18 protein-coding genes are annotated in these 19,587 nt (G+C 34.5%); 14 read left to right on the forward strand and 4 right to left on the reverse strand.

The window, feature by feature from the left end; genetic code table 11:
• The first annotated feature begins 337 nt into the window (after positions 1-337).
• Positions 338-1,285, forward strand: a complete 948-nt coding sequence (locus CFE53_RS02560; RefSeq protein ID WP_148120338.1) for a nucleoside recognition domain-containing protein — start codon at positions 338-340, stop codon at positions 1,283-1,285.
• Between the two features lie 754 nt (positions 1,286-2,039).
• On the opposite strand, the gene CFE53_RS02565 is transcribed toward CFE53_RS02560, so the two are convergent.
• Positions 2,040-3,263: an NAD(P)/FAD-dependent oxidoreductase gene (locus CFE53_RS02565; protein WP_148120339.1), complete on the reverse strand. Its 1,224-nt coding sequence runs from the start codon at positions 3,261-3,263 to the stop codon at positions 2,040-2,042.
• 352 nt (positions 3,264-3,615) lie between these two features.
• On the opposite strand from CFE53_RS02565, the gene CFE53_RS02570 reads away from it, so the two are divergent.
• From CFE53_RS02570 to CFE53_RS02590, 5 genes are all read left to right on the forward strand, one after another.
• Positions 3,616-3,777, forward strand: a complete 162-nt coding sequence (locus CFE53_RS02570) for a 4Fe-4S binding protein (protein ID WP_148120340.1) — start codon at positions 3,616-3,618, stop codon at positions 3,775-3,777.
• A 3-nt stretch (positions 3,778-3,780) separates the two neighbouring features.
• Positions 3,781-4,359 carry a thermonuclease family protein gene (locus tag CFE53_RS02575; protein ID WP_148120341.1) on the forward strand — a complete coding sequence of 193 codons (579 nt, stop codon included), beginning with the start codon at positions 3,781-3,783 and terminating at the stop codon, positions 4,357-4,359.
• A gap of 12 nt (positions 4,360-4,371) precedes the next feature.
• Positions 4,372-5,283: a TIGR00269 family protein gene (locus CFE53_RS02580; RefSeq protein WP_148120342.1), complete on the forward strand. Its 912-nt coding sequence runs from the start codon at positions 4,372-4,374 to the stop codon at positions 5,281-5,283.
• Between the two features lie 833 nt (positions 5,284-6,116).
• Entirely contained in the window at positions 6,117-10,385 is a 4,269-nt protein-coding gene (locus CFE53_RS02585; protein WP_148120343.1) for an esterase-like activity of phytase family protein, read from the forward strand.
• A gap of 65 nt (positions 10,386-10,450) precedes the next feature.
• Positions 10,451-11,959, forward strand: a complete 1,509-nt coding sequence (locus CFE53_RS02590; RefSeq protein ID WP_148120344.1) for an S-layer protein — start codon at positions 10,451-10,453, stop codon at positions 11,957-11,959.
• 24 nt (positions 11,960-11,983) lie between these two features.
• Here the strand turns inward: CFE53_RS02590 and CFE53_RS02595 are convergent, their stop codons facing one another.
• Complete coding sequence (locus tag CFE53_RS02595; RefSeq protein ID WP_148120345.1) at positions 11,984-13,027, reverse strand: mRNA surveillance protein pelota; 1,044 nt, start codon at positions 13,025-13,027, stop codon at positions 11,984-11,986.
• Between the two features lie 233 nt (positions 13,028-13,260).
• On the opposite strand from CFE53_RS02595, the gene aksF reads away from it, so the two are divergent.
• The 8 genes from aksF to CFE53_RS02635 all read left to right on the forward strand — a co-directional run bounded on the left by aksF (position 13,261) and on the right by CFE53_RS02635 (position 17,764).
• Positions 13,261-14,283 (forward strand): homoisocitrate dehydrogenase, encoded by a 1,023-nt coding sequence (gene aksF / locus CFE53_RS02600; RefSeq protein ID WP_148120346.1) that lies wholly within the window; start codon positions 13,261-13,263, stop codon positions 14,281-14,283.
• Entirely contained in the window at positions 14,280-14,531 is a 252-nt protein-coding gene (locus CFE53_RS02605; RefSeq protein ID WP_253254768.1) for a KEOPS complex subunit Pcc1, read from the forward strand. Before aksF ends, CFE53_RS02605 begins: the two co-directional genes overlap by 4 nt.
• Positions 14,528-15,085, forward strand: a complete 558-nt coding sequence (locus CFE53_RS02610) for a TIGR00267 family protein (RefSeq protein ID WP_148120347.1) — start codon at positions 14,528-14,530, stop codon at positions 15,083-15,085. The genes CFE53_RS02605 and CFE53_RS02610 overlap by 4 nt, the downstream gene beginning before the upstream one ends.
• Before the next feature lie 7 nt (positions 15,086-15,092).
• Entirely contained in the window at positions 15,093-15,572 is a 480-nt protein-coding gene (locus CFE53_RS02615) for a DUF2115 domain-containing protein (protein WP_148120348.1), read from the forward strand.
• 235 nt (positions 15,573-15,807) lie between these two features.
• Positions 15,808-16,011: a FeoA family protein gene (locus CFE53_RS02620; RefSeq protein WP_148120349.1), complete on the forward strand. Its 204-nt coding sequence runs from the start codon at positions 15,808-15,810 to the stop codon at positions 16,009-16,011.
• A gap of 19 nt (positions 16,012-16,030) precedes the next feature.
• Positions 16,031-16,723: a glycosyltransferase family 2 protein gene (locus tag CFE53_RS02625; RefSeq protein WP_148120350.1), complete on the forward strand. Its 693-nt coding sequence runs from the start codon at positions 16,031-16,033 to the stop codon at positions 16,721-16,723.
• Between the two features lie 10 nt (positions 16,724-16,733).
• Positions 16,734-17,330 (forward strand): class I SAM-dependent methyltransferase, encoded by a 597-nt coding sequence (locus CFE53_RS02630; RefSeq protein WP_148120351.1) that lies wholly within the window; start codon positions 16,734-16,736, stop codon positions 17,328-17,330.
• 26 nt (positions 17,331-17,356) lie between these two features.
• On the forward strand, positions 17,357-17,764 hold the full coding sequence (locus CFE53_RS02635; RefSeq protein ID WP_253254769.1) for a DUF6677 family protein: 408 nt from the start codon (positions 17,357-17,359) through the stop codon (positions 17,762-17,764).
• A gap of 254 nt (positions 17,765-18,018) precedes the next feature.
• On the opposite strand, the gene cobJ is transcribed toward CFE53_RS02635, so the two are convergent.
• Entirely contained in the window at positions 18,019-18,774 is a 756-nt protein-coding gene (gene cobJ, locus CFE53_RS02640; protein ID WP_148120352.1) for a precorrin-3B C(17)-methyltransferase, read from the reverse strand.
• Between the two features lie 7 nt (positions 18,775-18,781).
• The gene (locus CFE53_RS02645; RefSeq protein WP_148120353.1) at positions 18,782-19,441 is read right to left on the reverse strand and encodes a DUF2100 domain-containing protein; all 660 of its coding nucleotides are present in this window, start codon (positions 19,439-19,441) and stop codon (positions 18,782-18,784) included.
• Positions 19,442-19,587 lie beyond the last annotated feature (146 nt).

A 19,587-nucleotide genomic window follows, 5' to 3' on the forward strand; every position in this document is an offset into this window, starting at 1 on the left:
TAGAAAAAAAATATTAAATATCTTTAATAAAATTAATAATAGCCAGCCTGTTAGGAAGGATCTACTCCACTCCATAGAGTATCTTAGAGCGTCCTAGGAGAGACTATTTATCTCTCTTATTAATACCTTCTTTTTATACGTTTATTATAATTATTGCTGTTCTTATCAGGATTTTTAATGGGAATTAGGTTTTTATTAAAAAAGTAATAGATAGATTACCCACTTTTTATATTTAGATTCCTGAATTAAGTTAAGATTTTTATTATTATAATTATTATTTTTTAAAGTTAAAATATCACATACTCAACATATTTAGAAGGATACTGGAGGAGTTTATATGTCATATATAGATATTTTTCTTATATCATTTAAAACTGCTCTGATTTACACTGTAAAGGTACTCTCTATAGTACTTCCCACCATCTTTGTTATGAACTATCTAATCAACTCTGGTATTATGGAGAAAATCTTGAAGAGGATGCTACCCCTTATAAAACACCTGAATATAAATCCCCTCTCCCTATCCTCTATATTGGCCTGTTTATTTAGTCCTACAGTTGGATACTCTATTTTAGCAGAAGGTTTAAGGAGTAATAAGATAAGTGAAAAAGAGGTAATTGCAACCTCCCTTGCAAACTCTTTCCCATCTATCCTCTCCCATACCTTTACATTCTTCCTCCCTGTTGTAATACCTATATTAGGCCTAACTGGAGTAGCCTTTTTATTTATAAGGTTAGGTATAGCACTTGTAAAAAGTATAGTGGGATTACTCTATCTAAATAAGTTGTCAAGGAATGGGAATATTGAAAGGGAGTTGGAGATAAAGGGTTATAAAAAGAGAGATATTAAAGACTCCTTCTACAGCACATTGAAATTCTCGAGGAAGTTAGTGCCTGTAATGTTTATTACAATGTTCTTAGTCGTGTTTCTATCTAAATTAGGTATTTTTCAATACCTAAATAACTTAATTATGCCCATAACTGAGAGATTTCATTTAAATCCAAATGTTGGTCTGCTGGCCTTAACTGAAGTGATAAACGTCTATGGAGCCGTAGTAATGGCTGGAGAATTTTTAAGAGAGAATATACTAAGTTCCAAGGAGGTACTGATAGGTCTTACTATAGGAAATGTAATAACCTTCTCATCTCGGTATGTAAAACACTCCCTACCTCTTCATATCTCCCTCTTTGGACCGAAACTTGGAACTAAAATAGTTATGATAAATGGAGCCATTACTCTATTCTTAGATATAATAATAATAATAGGGTTTCTAATATTGATATAAACTTTAGTCATGGACATAACTTTTTAAACTTATAATTAAAAATAATAATGTTAATAAAAATAAAAAATAATTATTATAACCCTACTTCCCATCTCAAAAAGATAGTTTAAAGAATAATAAGGATAATTATAAAAATAATAAAATAAGAAGAGGTTTTAAAATAAAAACTTCTATAATCTTAGATACAAAATTTTAAAAGAAGATTGGAGGGGATGGTCCTCTGTATATCTTACTAAATAGTGATATCAGAATAAGATCTCCTATCTTACCTAAGGGTTCGGAAAGATCCTAAGGATATCTAATATTTTTATATTGATTATTTTCATTGTTCTTTTAATCACTACTTGGTGGGAACTAAGGTTCTTATTTTGATTTTAATACCTTCTTTTTATTATTTTTATTATAATTATTGTTATTCTTATCAGAATTTTTTTGATGGGAATTAGGGTTTATTATAATAATAACCATTAATAAAAAATAGTTAAAAATTAATAAATAAAAAAGTAAAAAACTCTTAAGATGAAGGATTAACAAAAATCCCCCCGCCTCCCCCTACTCACTATAGCCAGGAGGATAAGGGTTATTATTTTACTTTTTTGTCCGTATTAGCTCTTTATTATGGTATTTTAATAATTTTTTATTTTTTTGATTTTAATTATTCTTTTTCTTTTTATAATTATTATTTCTTTTAATAATTTCTTATTTTTTATTCAGGATCCAGATAATTGTCGTTAATTTAAAAACCTTCTGTTTATTATTTAATAAAATCCTTTATAAAACCTCCAAAAAATTTTTTAAATATTCCCTCTAATACCCTTGAGGGATTGTCCATATCCCCCTCCCTTACTATATAATCTACAAGTTCTCTCTTCTCGATAAACTCTAAAAGTTTATCTATCATACTGTCATCCATCCTCTTTAAGAGATCTCTGAATTTAAGTCCAAAGTCGATCTCTCTACCTATCTCCCTTCTCCAGAGTGTGTGGTATCTCTTGAGATACTCCATATCGTATTCTCCATTGAGATACTCCCCTATGATCCTCCCACAGATCTTGCCACACTTTGCTCCGTAGTACAATCCCCCTCCACTTAAAGGCTTTACCTGTCCCGCAGCATCTCCAACGAGGAGGAGGTTGTTTTTAACTGTTTCTTTTGCGTATCCTATAGGAAGGGCACCTACAGAGAACTCCACAGGGACACCATCCTTCAACATCTGGGAAACTACAGGATGATTCTCTATAAAGTTAATAAGTTTCCTATACCCATCTGATGTATCACATAAACCAACCCTTACCCTGTCCTTTCCCATGGGAATTATCCAGGCGAAGAAATCCTTAGAGTAGGTTCTATCTAAAAATACGTAGACAAGATCATTGTCAACATCTACATTTACCATCTCAAGTTGTGCCCCAGAAAGTACCTCCCTCCTCATAGGAATTCCTGCAGATCTTCCAATACTTGATTTTACCCCATCTGCACCAACTATAACCTTGGGATTTAAATGGTAGTCATCCCCCATAAAACTTACAGATAGAGAGTATCTCTTTTCCTCCTTAAGGAGGTTCTTGAGATTGAGGAATTTCTCTTTTTTTAATCTATTCTCCTCCTGACAATAGGAAGGTATAACTAGTCTACCATAGGCTTTAAGTAGAAAATCAACATTCTTAGAGGCCCTCTTTGCTATGTCTTTATCCATAATCTTCCTTTCAAATACATAGGCCCTGATATCTCTATCTTCAATTTTTATACATCTATTCTTTGAAAATATATAGGCACCCCTAACTTTGTTCACCACACCTTTCGGATATCCCAACTCCTTAACACCCTCCTTACTAACAAGCCCTCCACACTGTAGAGGAACTCCTACAGTACTATGTTCCTCAACAATCAATACCTTATGATGTTTTATATTTTCTCCTGTAATACAACCTACCGGCCCTCCTCCAACGATAACAACGTCGTATCTATCAAAGTCCATAGTTTCCCGTTCTAAATCCTTATTTTTTATGATGTCTCTAGAGGTTAGATATATTTAGATTTTTAAATTCTATTGAAGAATTTGATAAGAAGGAAATAAAAAATAATAATTTTATAATTAATATAAAAAATTAAATTAATAAGTAGATTGAAAAATCTCATGGTCATAGGATTATTTAAAAGGAGAAAAAAGTTAATCTCTTATTATTGTCTCCTAAGTACTGAAGAGTTAAATAGAAATCTCTGATAGTTTGTTCTTCTTAGGTCGTATTTCAGGAAGGTATTCTGGAGATTTTACTTCTTTTTTATATTATAATCATTATTAAAGTTTAATATAAAAGAGCGGTGATCCCATGAAGGTGTTAGATAGATGTATTGGATGTGGCAACTGTGTTCCATTCTGTCCCTTTGGAGCGATCAGTAGTTATGGAAGGGCTATTATAAGTAGGGATCTATGTAGAGAGTGTAAATTATGTATTAAATACTGTCCAATAGACGCTATTGTAGATAAATAAAATATGGAAGGTGGAAATATTAGGATCGTCTCCCTTCTATTGATTATTCTAATGATTTCAGGATGTCTCACTACCACTTTTCAGGGCGATTATTACGATCCCTATCAATTTATAGAGAGTCATGAGCACTTTGTAGGAGAGGTTGTTAAAGTTGTAGATGGAGATACTGTATGGGTTAGATGTGAAAATGGAAGTTTATATAAAATAAGAATTCTAGGGATAGATACTCCGGAAATAAATCATAGAAACAATCCCTATGAGTACTATACCTACGATGGAACTCCTATAACTAACACCACACACTTAAAACTCTGGGGCTACAGGGCAAAGGAGTATGTGGAGAATAAGTTAAAGGGTAAAGAAGTTATTGTAGTATTTGATAGGATGTCTCCAAAAAGGGATAGGTATAACAGATATTTGGCTTACATATTTGTAGATGGTAGAGATCTTGGGGAGGATTTGATAATAAATGGTTATGCTAGGGTATACTATTCTCAATTTGAACTGTTAGAGAGATACTTGGAGTATGAAAAGTATGCTAAGGAACATAGAATAGGAATGTGGAACTACAGTAATACATAAAAGGTGGGAATGATGAAGTGCAAATTCTGTAAAGGGGAGGTATATATTAAACTTCACCATCCAAAGATGTATCTCTGTAGGGAGCATTTTATAGAATACTTTGAAAGAAAGGTTAGAAGGACTATCGATAGATACAAACTTTTAAAGGAGGATGAAAGAATATTAGTTGCTTTAAGTGGTGGAAAAGACTCTGCAGTTCTCTCCTACGTACTTAAAAAGTTAAACTATCCTATCCAGTGTCTCTATATCAACCTTGGAATTGGAAAATACTCTGACAGATGTGAGGAGTATGCTAAAAAACAATGTGAAGTGATAGACGCTCCTCTTCATGTAGTTAGAATTAGGGAACTTTTAGGGGCTGGAGTTGGCGAACTTAGAACTTCCCGTCCTACATGTTCCTACTGTGGAACTACAAAGAGGTATATATCCAACAAGTTTGCCTATGATAACAACTTTGATGTTGTGGTTACAGGGCATAACTTAGATGATGAGGCATCTTTTATTTTTGGCAATATACTTAACTGGAGTACTCAATATCTTGCTAAACAGGGTCCTATCCTTCCCGGTGAAGGTAAATTTGTAAAGAGAGTTAAACCACTCTATGAGATCACAGAGAGGGAAATTGTTGCATATGCCTCAGCAGTTGGGATAGAGTATGTAACTGATAAATGTCCCTATTCAAAGGGGGCCATTACACTGAAATATAAGGAGGTTATTAATCAGTTGGAAGAAATGAGACCTGGAACAAAGATAAAGTTTGTGAGGGGATTTCTAAAGAAGAGGTGTCTCTTTGAGGGAGAGGTTGAAAGGGGAGAGATTAAAGAGTGTAAGGTCTGTGATATGCCCTCAGGTGGAGAGGTATGTTCATTCTGCCGTATTTGGGGTCTTAGGGAGGTTGTTGATTTAGTGAAGGGATGTAAATAGAAATGGAAAATATTAGAAACAGAAAAAAGAGATTATTTTTCAGAGTATATAATCAAGGACATAACATTTTAAACCAATTAAAAACAAAAATTAATAAATAAAAAATAACTAAAAATAATAAGAGATAAATAAAAATTATTTAGAGTATCATCCCACTACCTAGTGTCTAGTGTATGTCTAGAAATATTGATAGAATTACTTATCTGTACTATTTCTTACACTTATTTTTATTTCATATATTATCTATTTCTATTAAATTATAACCCTATTCCCATCAAAGTAATAATTTGAATAATAAAAATATATAATAAAAAAGTAATAAAATTAATAATAGCAACCTGTGAGGAAGGATCTGTTCCACTTCTATAGCATCTTATAGTATCCCAGGAAGGGATCATTTATCTCTTATTAATACCTTACTTATACTTTTTATTATTATCTTTATAATTATTGTTCTTATCAGAATTTTTTTAATGGAAATAAGGTTAAATTATAATAATATATTATTTTTATCTCAATCTTCTAATTCCTTCATGGTTGTTATTTTAGTTATAAAATAAAATTAAATTATTTTTTATATTTGGATCCTTATGAATCTTTATTTTTTTACAATAAATTTTTCTTCTATATCCTGAACTTGTTAAACTTCTTAAGTTTGGGTCTTCAATATTAGATTTTAAGATATTAATGCTTCTGTCTAATATTCTGTTCATAATCTATGAATAATTATTCATAATAGTTAATTTTATATACTAGATGTGAGCACCATAATTTTCTGTGGACATAGATCCACAGTTAGATATCTAATGAATTAAAATAAGGTAGGTGAAGGTATGAATAGGAATATATTACTAATTTTGCTATTGGGTATCTTATCTCTAGCAGTATGCTATGGGGATGAGGTAAATATCGCATACGTCCATGAACACTTTGATTCTCTACTGAAATCTAAAGATGAAGTTAATGTCACAGGTATTGTCACGGCAAAATTTAGCGATAAGTTAATAGTAATCCAAGACGATACGGCAGGTATCTGGTTATATAATAGTGGTGGTGTATTCTCAGATGTGGAGGTTGGAGATGAAATAAACGTTGTAGGGACATTGGATAAATATAAAGGATTAAGGGAGATAGTATCTACCAAAGTAGTCATACTAAGCCACAATAACAAATTACCAGATCCAAAGGTTGTTCAAATTAAGGATATAAACAATGAAAGTTTAATGGGAACTTTAATAAAATTGTATAAAGTTGAGGCTACACATGTAGATGGTAAAAAATTCAAAGTTGCAGATGCAACTGGAGAAATCGGAGGATATATCAAATACAGTGATAACAACCCATTAAATACTGGAGACTTCGTAGATCTTATATCCGTTGTAGGATGCTATGACAATATACAGGTAAATCCAAGAAGTGATGAGGATATTACAATATATCCTAAAACAGAGGCAGTAATAGACATATCCTTAGGAAAGGTAACCTTCAAAAACAATAAAACATTGAGATTCAGTTACGGTATTGGAAGCGGTGCATTCTATAAGGATGGAATAATCTACGCCATTACAGATAGGGGACCAAACATCGATGTTGATGATACAGAGAAGATATTAGGAGTGGATGCAGAGGAGGAGTATAATTTAAGTGAAGATGGAAAGATATTCCCAATTCCAGACTACACTCCAACGATATTCTTAATAAATGCCTCAAACTATGAGATAATCGGAAATATTACCTTAAAAGATAAATATGGAAATAAAATTACAGGATTGACAAATCCAATTCCTTCGACAGAGTTGGCATACGACAGTAACTTTAATCTATTGGATCACGATCCAAATGGAATTGATTCTGAAGCAATAGTAGTACTATCAAATGGAAGTTTCTGGATAGGTGAAGAATACAGTCCAAGTATACTATTAGTTGCTCCTGATGGAAGAATAATTAAAAGAATAGTTCCTGAAGGGCTAGAAAAGTACTATGTCAATGCAACCTATGATGTAGTTGGAGGATTGCCATCTATTATTGCTAAGAGACACTTAAATAGAGGTATTGAGGCACTTGCTCTATCTCCTGATGAAAAGTATCTATACTTCGCACTTCAGAGCCCAATAGACAACCCTAATAATAAAAACTATAAAAAATCAAGGATCATTAGGCTGTTTAAATACGATTTAAATAATGAAAAGGTTGTAGGAGAGTATGTATATACTTTAGATACTCCTGAAACCTTCAAACTGGATAATACCGACAAACAAAAGAAGGTAAAATTAAGTGAAATGGTCTGTGTAGGCGACGATGAACTCATTGTATTGGAAAGAGTATCTGCAACTACAAAATTGTACTATGTAAAATTAAATGGAACGAACATATACAATACAAAATGGGACGATGAAGATACCCAACCATGTTTAGATGAATTGAAGGTAGAAGAGTTAAAGGACTACAACATAACTCCTCTCCAGAAAATATTGGTATTTGACAATGGAGAATCTAAAATAATATTGCCTAAAAAAATAGAGGGAATTGCAAGGGATGGAAATACCTTATACCTATTAAATGACAATGACTTTGAAATAGAGGGGGATAAATCCACAATTTCAAAGATAAGGATTAAAATACCAAAAACCAATATCTCCCAAAACTACGGAAGTATTTTCTTTATACATCTCGCAGATATTCACATCTGTGATGACGATGAAGTTAATGAAGTATTTGGAGGTACAGTACCTCCTGTAACTACAACAGAAGAGGCAGTTGAAGAGGTAATAAGATTCCAACCTGAGGTAGTTGTACAGACTGGAGATATAGTAGCACTGGCAGATAGGTACGATCTAGATACTGATGAAAGATGGTATAAGTTGGTAAATGCTACAATATATACGCCTATAAATAAGACAGCAGGTATTCCATTCCTATTTGCACCTGGAAACCATGATCCAGCAGGAATTACATTGGATAATGTAGATAAATCTGATCCTAGATACGGCGACGGATTACTTCTAAAGTATCTATTAAGTGATAAAGGTAAAACATACTACTCCTATGACTATGGAAATTACCACTTTGTAGTCATAGATCCTGTGGAAACAGAAGAAAGTGGATACAGAGCGGTTAGATTACCTAGAGAGCAGTTAGAATGGTTAAGAAGTGATTTAGAAAAGAACAGTGATAAGTTTATCATCATAAGTTATCACCAACCATTAGGTTCCTGGGAAGATGAATACTATAATGAGTTTTTGGATATAGTTTCCCAATACAACGGCCATATATTACTCATTGCTGGACATACTCATGACAATAGAATAATGACTATAAACGGAGTTCCTGAGCATCAGGGAGGGGCAGTTTGTGGAGATTGGTGGCAAACTGGTAAAACTCCTGATGGTAATCCAATAGGGTATACCATATACTATATAGAAAATGGTACTATCTACAGATTCTACAAAGGTATTGGATATACACAGCAGATCAATTTACTCTCCCCAAGGGACGTTGTATTAAATGGTACAACTCCAATTGAATTGAATGTATATTACGAAAACAAAACCATAGTTAATATAACCTATAAGATAGACAATGAAGGAACATTACATCCTCTAAACTTTACTCTGATCAACGTTACAAAAACATGGTGGTACAACGCCAAGGGCGATGTAATCATAACTCCTGATATGTTAGACGACAGAAAACACAATATAACAATAATCGTCACAGCAAAGGATGGTAGTACCTTTAACAGAACATTCCACTACAAATTCTCAAATAATACCATAATGAAGATCGCAGAGATAATTAATGATACTAACTTTAATGACTACTATGGATTATTTACAACAATAAATGGAACTATATCAATGGTTACACGTAATGGGAACCTACTTCAAATTGTAGATGATTCAGGGGATATAATAATATGGGCAGGGGACTGTAAACATGATAACTTCACAAAAGGGCAGAAAGTGATACTAAGGGGACAAATAACTCAGTTTAAAGGTACTAAGGAACTGAAGTTAATAAGTGGTTCCGATGTGATAGTATATGGGTTCGAAAATATATCCGTAAGATTGATAGTTCTCCCAAATATTGAAACTGCCTACAAAAACTTCAGTGCCTTAAAAAATAAATACGTTGAAGTAAAGGGAGTTGTAACTGCAGTATTTGGAGATTTAGTGGCTATTCAAGATGATACCAGAGGTATTGAGTTATGGTTAGGAGAAATAAACCACGGTCCTATTAACTTAGGAGATGTAGTAACTGTAAGGGGACAGTTGACAACATACAACAACATGATAGAGATCGTTGTAGGAAGGGAGGAAGATCTAATAATAAATGGAAGTGCACCAATACCTGATCCAAAGGAAATTACTATCAACGAGATCCCAGAGAACCTAGGAAACTTGGTTATAGTAAAGGGCCTAACTGTAGAATCAGTGGACGATAGAAAGATAGTTGTAAGTGATGGAACAAATACAACAGTACTATACTGTAAGATGGCAGGTTTCAATCCTTCAAGTATTGTGAAGGTGGGAGATAAAATAGGTGTAGTGGGAATAGCACATCTCTATAAACAATACTATGAAATACTTCCGAGAAGTAAAGAAGATATAATATTCTCAACAACTGGTAACGGTAGAATCATCACCCTCAATAAAGGCTGGAACGCTATCTCAATACCTCACAGGGCAAACATATCCTTCAGTGATCCAGAGACTGTAACATCCATAATAACCTACTACAACAACACCTGGCATAACAAAACCAACTTAGAACCACTCTACGGATACTACATCTACTGCCACAACGACACCTACATGTACATACAATACATCACCCCAGAGAAACCTACAGCACCACCTGTGAGAGATGTATACAAAGGCTGGAACCTCGTTGGAGTAAATCCAGGAAAGAATGATATCAATGGAGTAAGAGTGATAGACTTCGTACTACCTGTAGAGGACTCATGGATAATGATACTTGATCTCGATGGAAACCTCTATACTAAAAATGACAACCTCTTCAATGTGCTACTTTACCCATACGAAGTCTATTGGATGTACTGTAAAGAGGATGATATGTTAGCTGGAAGGAATCTATATTAAATCCTTCTACTTCTACTATCCCTTATTTTTTTAATAACTTTTTAAACAATTACTACGGTGATTTTATGAAATGTGGGGTAAAAATATACTCTGTAATTTTTATCTTAGGATTCCTTTTATCACACAGTAGTTTCGCTGAAAGTTTCAATGTGCCAGAACTACCTGCCCAGTACTATGGAAAAGTTATCTCTCCAACCCCTTTAAATGGTTCTATTGAGGCAAAAATAGACAATGAAACCTACGCTACTATACCTCTAGTTAATAATGCCTTTGGAGGTCCTACATATTTAGATGGGAAATTGTTAGTATATGCACCGGGAAAGAAAGATAAAGAGGTTAAGTTCTACCTAAATGGTACTATCTTACTTAACGCCTCAGATACTATAAAATACAAGGCAGGAGACGTTAGATTTATTAAATTGTACTACAACATAAATACTACAAAATTGAAAATTCTAAAAGAAATTGTAGTGTTGGATGAGGAAAATATAACAGATATCATCGATATTAATAATGTATCAACCTATAATATAAGTAATTTAGAAGTGGTAGAGATACCCTTAGAAAGTATTGGAGATACAGTAATCATTCCAAAAGTTGTTAATGTAACTTTAAAAATAAAAAATATTACTAAGATTATTGAAAATCTAAACAAAACCCTTAATGTAGCAGATAAGATTAAAAACGTAGAAATCAGAAACGAATCCGATGTAAAAGAAATAGTTGAAAAGATTGCAGAAAACATTACACCAGTAATAGCTGTGAACTTCACTATAGCTAATGAAACGGTAGAAGAATCTGAAAAGGTTGGAAACAAGATAATATCTACCATCTCCTTCAACGCAGTTAATACCTCCAAGAAAGGATTCATAACAGTTAGAGTACCAATAGGTAATCTAACAGTGGAGAACGTCACAGTATCCAATGGAACTACCACAGTAGAACTGAATGAATGGAAGGGTAATAACACACACAACAAAATAGGATGGTACATAGGATGGTACAGAATACCCACTGAAGGAGTGTTAGAAATAACTCTAATAAAAGATCCTAAAGTAAAAGTCACTCTTTCAGCAGAATTACCACCAAAGAAAACCCCCACCTATATCCCCACTGGAGGAGGAGCAGGTCCATCACCTATCACCAAGGTAGTAGCAAAGGATATTAAATCAGAAAAGATAAGGGACTTCGTATACAGGACAAGAGTTGCCGTAGGTTCAGAGATAGACATCAACCTCTCTGCAAAATATCTAAAAACTGACATAGATCTAATAGATACACCCTTCGAGATAAAAGAAGACTGTATCCTCATAGGAGGTCCTGTAGCGAATCCAGTGGTGAAAAAGTACCTGAATTACTTCCCAGTGAGGGTAACTAACGAGTATCCAGGAAGGTATAAGGGAGTGATAGAGGTAATAAAGATCGATGGCCACACAGTTGTTCTCTTGGCAGGTTCCGACAGATGGGGTACAAAGGCGGCAGTGGAGTACTTCAAAACCTTGGAGGATCTCCCAGATGAGCCTATCTTTGTGGAGTGGAGGAATGGAAAAGCAGTAAAGATAGAGAGGCCTTAATTAATATTTTATTTTTTTTTAATATTACTCAATAGGAAACCTCAGTATCGCCCCAATACCACCTAACGCCCTCAACTGTTTTCCTGCATCATGCTCTGTAGATATAATTACAGATTTGCCTCCGATGGATTCAACGGAGTTTATAAGTTTCTCAACTAAATCTCTATTTTTCCTTAGAAACTCATCAGATATAAGTAATATATCTACTGCAGAGTAGTCTATAGCCTTTTTAACCTCCTCTAAACCGTAAACACCTAAATTTCCTTTTGAAATCTCCTCTAAAAGTTTCTCCACTAGTTGAGTTTCTTCACTCAATCTTGCCTGGCCGTATATCCTATCTACCATTCCAGATTTTAAGACCTCGTTAAGTCCTAGTCTTCCAGTATGGTTTATAGACTCGAATACTGTCCTCTTATAGATATCCTTATGTTTTTCGGCAAGATACTTCTGGAAGTTATTCTTACCAAATCCAGGACCTGCTACAAGAATTTTCCCCTCGTAAGGCTTCAGAACCTCTACAATCTCCTTGTAGTAGTTATGTCTCTCCTGTTCCAACCGCTTTGGATCTAACTTCTTAGATATATTGGATTTTATATGTGCCAACTCCTTTACTCCATACTCCCTTATAAGATATACGTTGCACTCACTGTCATCCATAATAACAACTACTATCTTTGGCTTTTTTGTAGATTCCTCAGCACTTTTTAACCTCTCTAAATCCCATCTCTTCCACTCCTTCTGAATACTAACCTCTGTTAAAGGCTCTATATCTATGGTATGGTAGGCTCCAAGGGGTATATCGTCAGGTCCATGTACTATCCTACCACTTACTCTCAACCTATTTGTATCCTCATGGAAGAGGACTTTTTCCACTTTTAATCCCAAGAATACCTTTCTCTTAGCACCTCTATCGGCCCTTAACTTATCTCCCTTATCTTCCACCCTTCTCTCTGTCAGTGCCCACACTATGTTATCTTTCTCTATAATATTGTATAGATGCCAGAGATCGTCTAAATTCTCAGGTATAACTTTGAGTGTATCCTTTTCCGAAGTTTCCAGGATCTTCATAGATCTTACCCTTTTTTAATTTGTTGGATAAATATTATCAAATAATAAATAGTTGTAAGTTATGTCTTCATTAAACTTTCAATCATAATTTAGAATAATTCATATCTTTAAAAATCTTGATAATAAAAATAAAATAATTATTTTAATTTTTATAAGAAAATATAAATAGTAATCTCAAAATGGATTTTAAAAGATTAGGATAATGTTATAGGAGATTCTTACTTGGTGAGTAGATGAAAAGGTACAAGATATGTGTCATAGAAGGGGATGGAATAGGTAAAGAGGTAATACCTGAGACTGTCAGGGTACTTGAGAACCTTGGAGATTTCCAATTTATAAAGGAGTATGCAGGGTACGAGTGTTTTAAGAGGTACGGTGATGCCATACCTGAGAGGACAATAGAGACAGCAAAGGAGTGTGACGCCATACTCTTCGGGGCGGTAACCACTCCAAAACCTCATGAGTTAGAGGGCAAGATATACAGGAGTCCTATTCTTACCTTGAGGAGAGAGTTGGATCTCTATGCAAATATTCGGCCTATATCCAACTTCAGAGATATTGACTTTATAATAATTAGGGAGAATACAGAGGGACTTTACGTAGGTAGGGAGTATTACAACCCATACACCGAAGAGGCAGTTGCAGAGAGGGTAATATCTAAGAAGGGATGTTATAGAATAGTGAAATTTGCATTTGAGTATGCACTGAAACATCATAGGAAAAAGGTAACTTGTGTTCACAAGGCTAACGTCTTAAGGATAACAGATGGGCTATTTTTAAAGATATTTTATCAGGTAAGTGAGGACTACAAAAAATACAACATAGAAACTAACGACTATCTGGTGGATGCTACAGCCATGTATATGGTAAAGGATCCTAAGATCTTTGACGTCATAGTTACTACCAATCTATTTGGTGATATACTCTCCGATGAGGCATCAGGGTTGATAGGAGGCCTTGGTTTAGCACCCTCTGCAAACATCGGAGATAAATACGGACTATTTGAACCTGTCCATGGCTCTGCACCAGATATAGCAGGGAAGGGTATAGCAAACCCCTTAGCCTCAATACTAAGTGGTGCCATGATGCTCTACTACCTTGGGATGAAGAAGGAGAGTAAGATCTTGAGAATGGCAGTTAAATCTGTAGTTGAAAAGGGATATACAACACCAGATTTAGGGGGAAATTTAAAAACTAAAGAGGTTACAGATAAAGTTATAGAGGAGGTAAGGAGATACTCAGAGGTGCTACTGTGAGGGTTAAGTACAGGATGAGGATACCTGGAGATGAGGTAGTATATAGGAGTTTAAAGGTAGATGATGTTAATGAGGGGCTTATAATAGAGACGTCTTACCAGGAAAAGGATAATATATTAGAACTTTACGTAGAGACTGACTCTATAGGTTCCCTGAAGAATATATTAGACGACTACTTTAAAAATTACGAGATGTCCTTTAGGATCTTAGAGTTAGTTAGAGAAGAGTATAAGGGGGATAGCAGGTGAATCTGAAGGATATTAGCAAGTGTCTCACTGCAAACTTCGATATAAGGTATGTAATAAGAGGGATCATCGACGGATCTCTATCTTCCCTTGGAGTTATAATAGGAGCCAGTGGAGGTGACGTCTCCCTTATAATTACAGCAGGCATAGGTGGAGGAGTGGCAAATGGTATCTCCAACATCTTAGGGGCGTTAACTGCAGAGAGGGCTATAGTGGAGAGTGTAAGGATGTCCCAGGAGAGAGTACTTTTAAGAGAGGAAGGTTATTTAAAATCCTCCCAAGCCTACAGAGATGCATTGAACAGAACAACTATAAGTGGTATATGGGATGGGCTATCTACAACTTTTGGCTCTATAATACCTATAACTCCATTTTTCATCTTTCCAAAGGAGATTGCCCTCTTCCTTGCAGTTGCAATAACTACAATTATACTCTTTGCCTTAGGTGTCTTTATAGGAAAGATGTCCAAGGAAAACCTTATATTTTCAGGGGTTAAAATGGCTGTGGTAGGATTATTGGTTGCCCTGATAAGTTTTGTAATTGAGAATATACTGTAGTGGAATTATGAGGAGTAGGGAGTTGTTTAAGAGACTGAAGGAGATGGCAAAGGAATTTAGTATCCAGGATCTTATGAATGTAAGGGTGTTCTTAGAGGAGGATATGAAGTATTTACCAGAGAACTATAAAGAACAGTACCTGAAAAATCAGATCATGTACTTTATGAATACATTGAAGGAGATAAAGAGGAAGGGGGATGATGATATTGAGGATTATCCAATAGATGAGGGAAAATTAAGGGATCTCCTTGAGAGGATAGAGGGTTTTAAAAGGGGAGTTAAAGGGGAGGATTCATTTATTAAACTCTCTAAGATCGTAGTACCTTATTTAATATTCATAGAGAAAAAACCACTACATCCTGTAGGAACGAGGTTTCCTGGAGGGAAGTGCATAGTAAAAAGAGGAGACAAGTACTACTGTCCAGTGAAGAATAAACAGAGAAATGAGTACTCTCTATGTGAGTTCTGTGTATGTGAAGAGTTGTAGGTTTTATAAGATAGTAATTAAAAAAATAATAATTAATATTCTAAACAGTGAGTTTTTTCTAATTTTTAATAGAACTAAGGTTATTTATTCAGTCTATAGTCGGTGAGAATTTGGGGTTTCTCTTCAATATTATGATTTTTATATTAGAATTTTTAATTTTTATTATCATTATTATTTTTAACAGGGATAAAATATTTTAATAATTATTATAAAAATCTCATTGTTAGGTGATAATATGGATAGTCTTGCAGATAAAGGTCCAGGTATCTACACCGTTGTAAAAATAACTAAGCCCTGTAGCAAGTTCTACCAGTTGGGAATAGTGCCAGGCTCTAAAATAATGGTAATCTCAAATGATAAGGGACCAATTATAGTAAGAGTTGGGAACTGTAAGATAGCCATAGGGCGAGGTTTGGCAAGGCATATAATTGTGGCGTAAAAGATAGAGCGGGATTACTATGGATAAGGAAGATATTTACATTGTTGTACCTGCATACAATGAAGAGAAGGTAATTAAAGATACCCTAAGAAAGTTAAAGAGTGAGGGCTATCACAATATTATAGTAGTTGATGACGGTAGTAAGGACAAAACATCCAATATAGCAAGGGAGGAGGGAGTTATCCTCTGTAGGCATATTATCAACAGAGGTTTAGGGGGAGCCTTAGGTACAGGTATAAAGTGTGCCCTGGAGTACAATCCAAAGGTGATAGTAACCTTCGATGCAGATGGACAACATGATCCCAAGGATATAGAGAAGGTTGTGAAACCTATCCTATACGAAGGTTACGATATGGTAGTAGGTAGTAGGTTAATGGATAGAGAGGAGTTAAAAAACATGCCTGTAGTAAAGAGGGTGGGGAATATATTATTAAATGTTATAACCTACCTCCTTGGAGGTTATCTCGTTACAGACAGTCAAAGTGGTTTAAGGGCGTTCTCCAAGAGGGCTGCAGAGGTAATACTCTCTAACTTAAAGAGTAATAGATACGAGGTTTCCTCGGAGTTTATAATAATAGCGAGAAGGGAAGGGTTGAAATTTAAAGAGGTACCTATAAAGACAATATATACAGAGTACTCCATGTCAAGGGGTACAAATGTGATCACAGGTATCAAGATACTTATTAAGTTGATAATTCAGAGGTTGATGTAAAAGTGATACTATGCATTACTTCTCTGAAAAACCAACATCTGCCCATAGGGAGAGGTTAATTGAGGCTATCTTAAGGGGTAAGAGGTTTATATTTAAAACAGACAGTGGTGTATTCTCCCCTAAAAAAGTAGATAAGGGCACTAAGGTACTTGTAGAGGCTCTAGAGTTGGATAAAGGGGATAAGTTATTGGATGTTGGTTGCGGATATGGGGTTATAGGCATAAGTGTATGTGATGAGGTAGATAGTGTAGTCATGACAGATATAAACAGGAGGGCTGTGAAACTTGCAAGAGAAAATATAAAACTAAACAACTTAGAGGATAGAAACATCGAGGTACTTCATAGTGATCTATACGAGAAGGTGAAGGATAGAAGATTTACCAAGATCGTATCAAATCCTCCAATAAAGGCGGGAAAGGAAGTTGTTCATAGAATAGTTAGGGAAGGTAAAGAACTGCTGGAGAAAGATGGTAGTATATGGTTAGTAGTCCAAAGGAAGCATGGAGCAAAATCCCTTGCAAAGTATATGGAGGAGATATTTGGCAACGTTAGGGCTGTTACTGTAAAGGGAGGATATAGGGTGCTTACCTCTAAGAGAGAGGATTGAAATATTAATATTAAAAAGGTGATACTATGGATGGAACAGATCTAAATAAAGTAGAGAAGTTTATAAAGGATGTAGGGAGTAGTTGGGAGGCAGAATTAAATATAATTAAAGAACTGGTAAAGGATGTAGATAAAGGCTATAAAATTATTTACTACGAGATGAAAAAGAAAAATATTGGGATCACAGTCCTTCTTAGTTTTCTCCTACCTGGACTTGGACATATCTACATTGGATGTATTATAAGAGGTATAATAATATCTATTGTTTTTACAGTTTCTGTATTCCTCTGTTTATTACTTATAGGTCTTCTTACCACTCCTTTAATATGGATATATAGTATTTACGACTCCTATAGGTTGGCAAAGGATTACAACACAAAACTATTTAAAATATTATTTGTAGACCAGGAGAATTCAGGGGAAACAGGGTTCTAAGTATTATTTTATCCTTAACAGGAGATATATTGTATTAGAATTAAAAATCTCTAGAAAACTTTTTTATTTTTTAAATAAATAGTTATACATACAATTTTAAAACTTATAATATTTAATTAATAAAAAATAGAAAGAATAAAGTCTAGAAAGGGACAAAATAGGAATCTCGTCCGTTTCTTCAGTACTCAGTATATACTAGAGAATTAAATAAATGAAAAAGGAAATAATAAAATTTACTCGACTTTTAAAGACAATTACACCTTATACTTATCTAAATACCCTCTAGGTGTAACCATCTTATTACAGATCACCTTTGTATTACTATTCCCTACTATCACAGTGGTGTTCATATCTATAAATTTCATATACTTATCTAAGTTGCTACATATATCTCCTATAGTGGTAATTCTGTACTCCTCTCCCTCCCTTCCACCATTTTTAACGATACCTACTATATAATCTACTCCTCTTTTCTCCCCGTACTCCCTTATAATCTCTACAGTCCTTAAGAAAGGTTCCCTCCTGGATCTACTTAGAGGGTTGTACAACACTAAAACAAAATCTCCCTCTAAGGCACACCTTACTCTCCTAAGGATAACTTCCAGAGGTGTAAGTAGATCACTTAGACTGACAACTACAAAGTCATGGTTTAGAGGGGCACCTAAGATAGCAGAGGATATACTGGCGGCGGTGACACCACTTACTACCTTTATAGGTACCTTGCAGTTATCCTTTTCTGCCAACTCATAAACTAAGGAGGCCATACCGTATATAGTGGCGTCTCCACTGGATACCAGTGCAACATCCCTCTTCTCTGCCTCCTTCAATGCATACCTTACACGCTCTATCTCCTTTTTCATTCCAGTTGTATATACCTCCTTCCTGAACCTCTCTATATACTTCCTATATCCACTGTAGCACACTATAAGATCTACACTCTTTAATACCTCCTCAGATTCCCTTGTAAAGTATTTTTCTCCACCTGGGCCTATTCCCACTACGTAGAGCATACTATCCCTATAGATCGAGATCTTCTACACTTATCTTCTTGGCACCGTATAACTCTTTAGCCCTTAAATATACCAACTGATCTCCCTTATTATTCTCATCTACTATAACTATTATTTCAGAGGGTTTCAGTTTATCTATTAACTTACTTATCTCTCTTTTTACAATCTCACACTTTTTAGAGATACCTTTAAGGGCCTTTTCACTTATATCAGGTCTTATTACCTTCATATCCTCTGGATGTAGAACTCCATCTGTAGATACTACGTTTATCTCTGGCATTTTACTTTTTAAACTTCTCAGTAGTTTTTTACTACTAACTATATACAGCACATCTTTTTTTAACTTAATCCCTCCCTGGAATTTGAAACCAAAACCCTCTAACACCTTATTTAAGTGTCTTTTACACTTGAATATCAACTTACAGAATTCCTTAGCCTCTTTATCATTTAGTTTATGGTGAGGTGCCTTCCTATAGAGGTAGTCATCAGCCTCAATAAGGGCGTATATTGCATTTTTGAATTCCTCTACATTTATCTTACCTGGTTTTGCATCTCTGTAGGATATAGAGGTTTCTACTTCTGGAATATTTTTTTCCTTAGTATTTAAAGTGTGAATAGTAGAGATAGCCTTCTTTATCAGGGTTTTAGAATCCTCCATTCTGTCCATAGTATCACGTTTTTATTGTATTAAAGAATTATTTAAAAAATAATAATTATAATAAAAATTATAATAATAAAAAATCTTATTTCACCTCCTTTGAAAAAAATATTTTCCTATTAAACCAGAAGAATACTCCTAAGTCAAGACCTACA

The organism is Methanofervidicoccus sp. A16, from assembly GCF_003351865.1.
In the GTDB taxonomy this organism is placed as follows: Archaea; AGJL01; Methanococci; order Methanococcales; family Methanococcaceae; genus Methanofervidicoccus.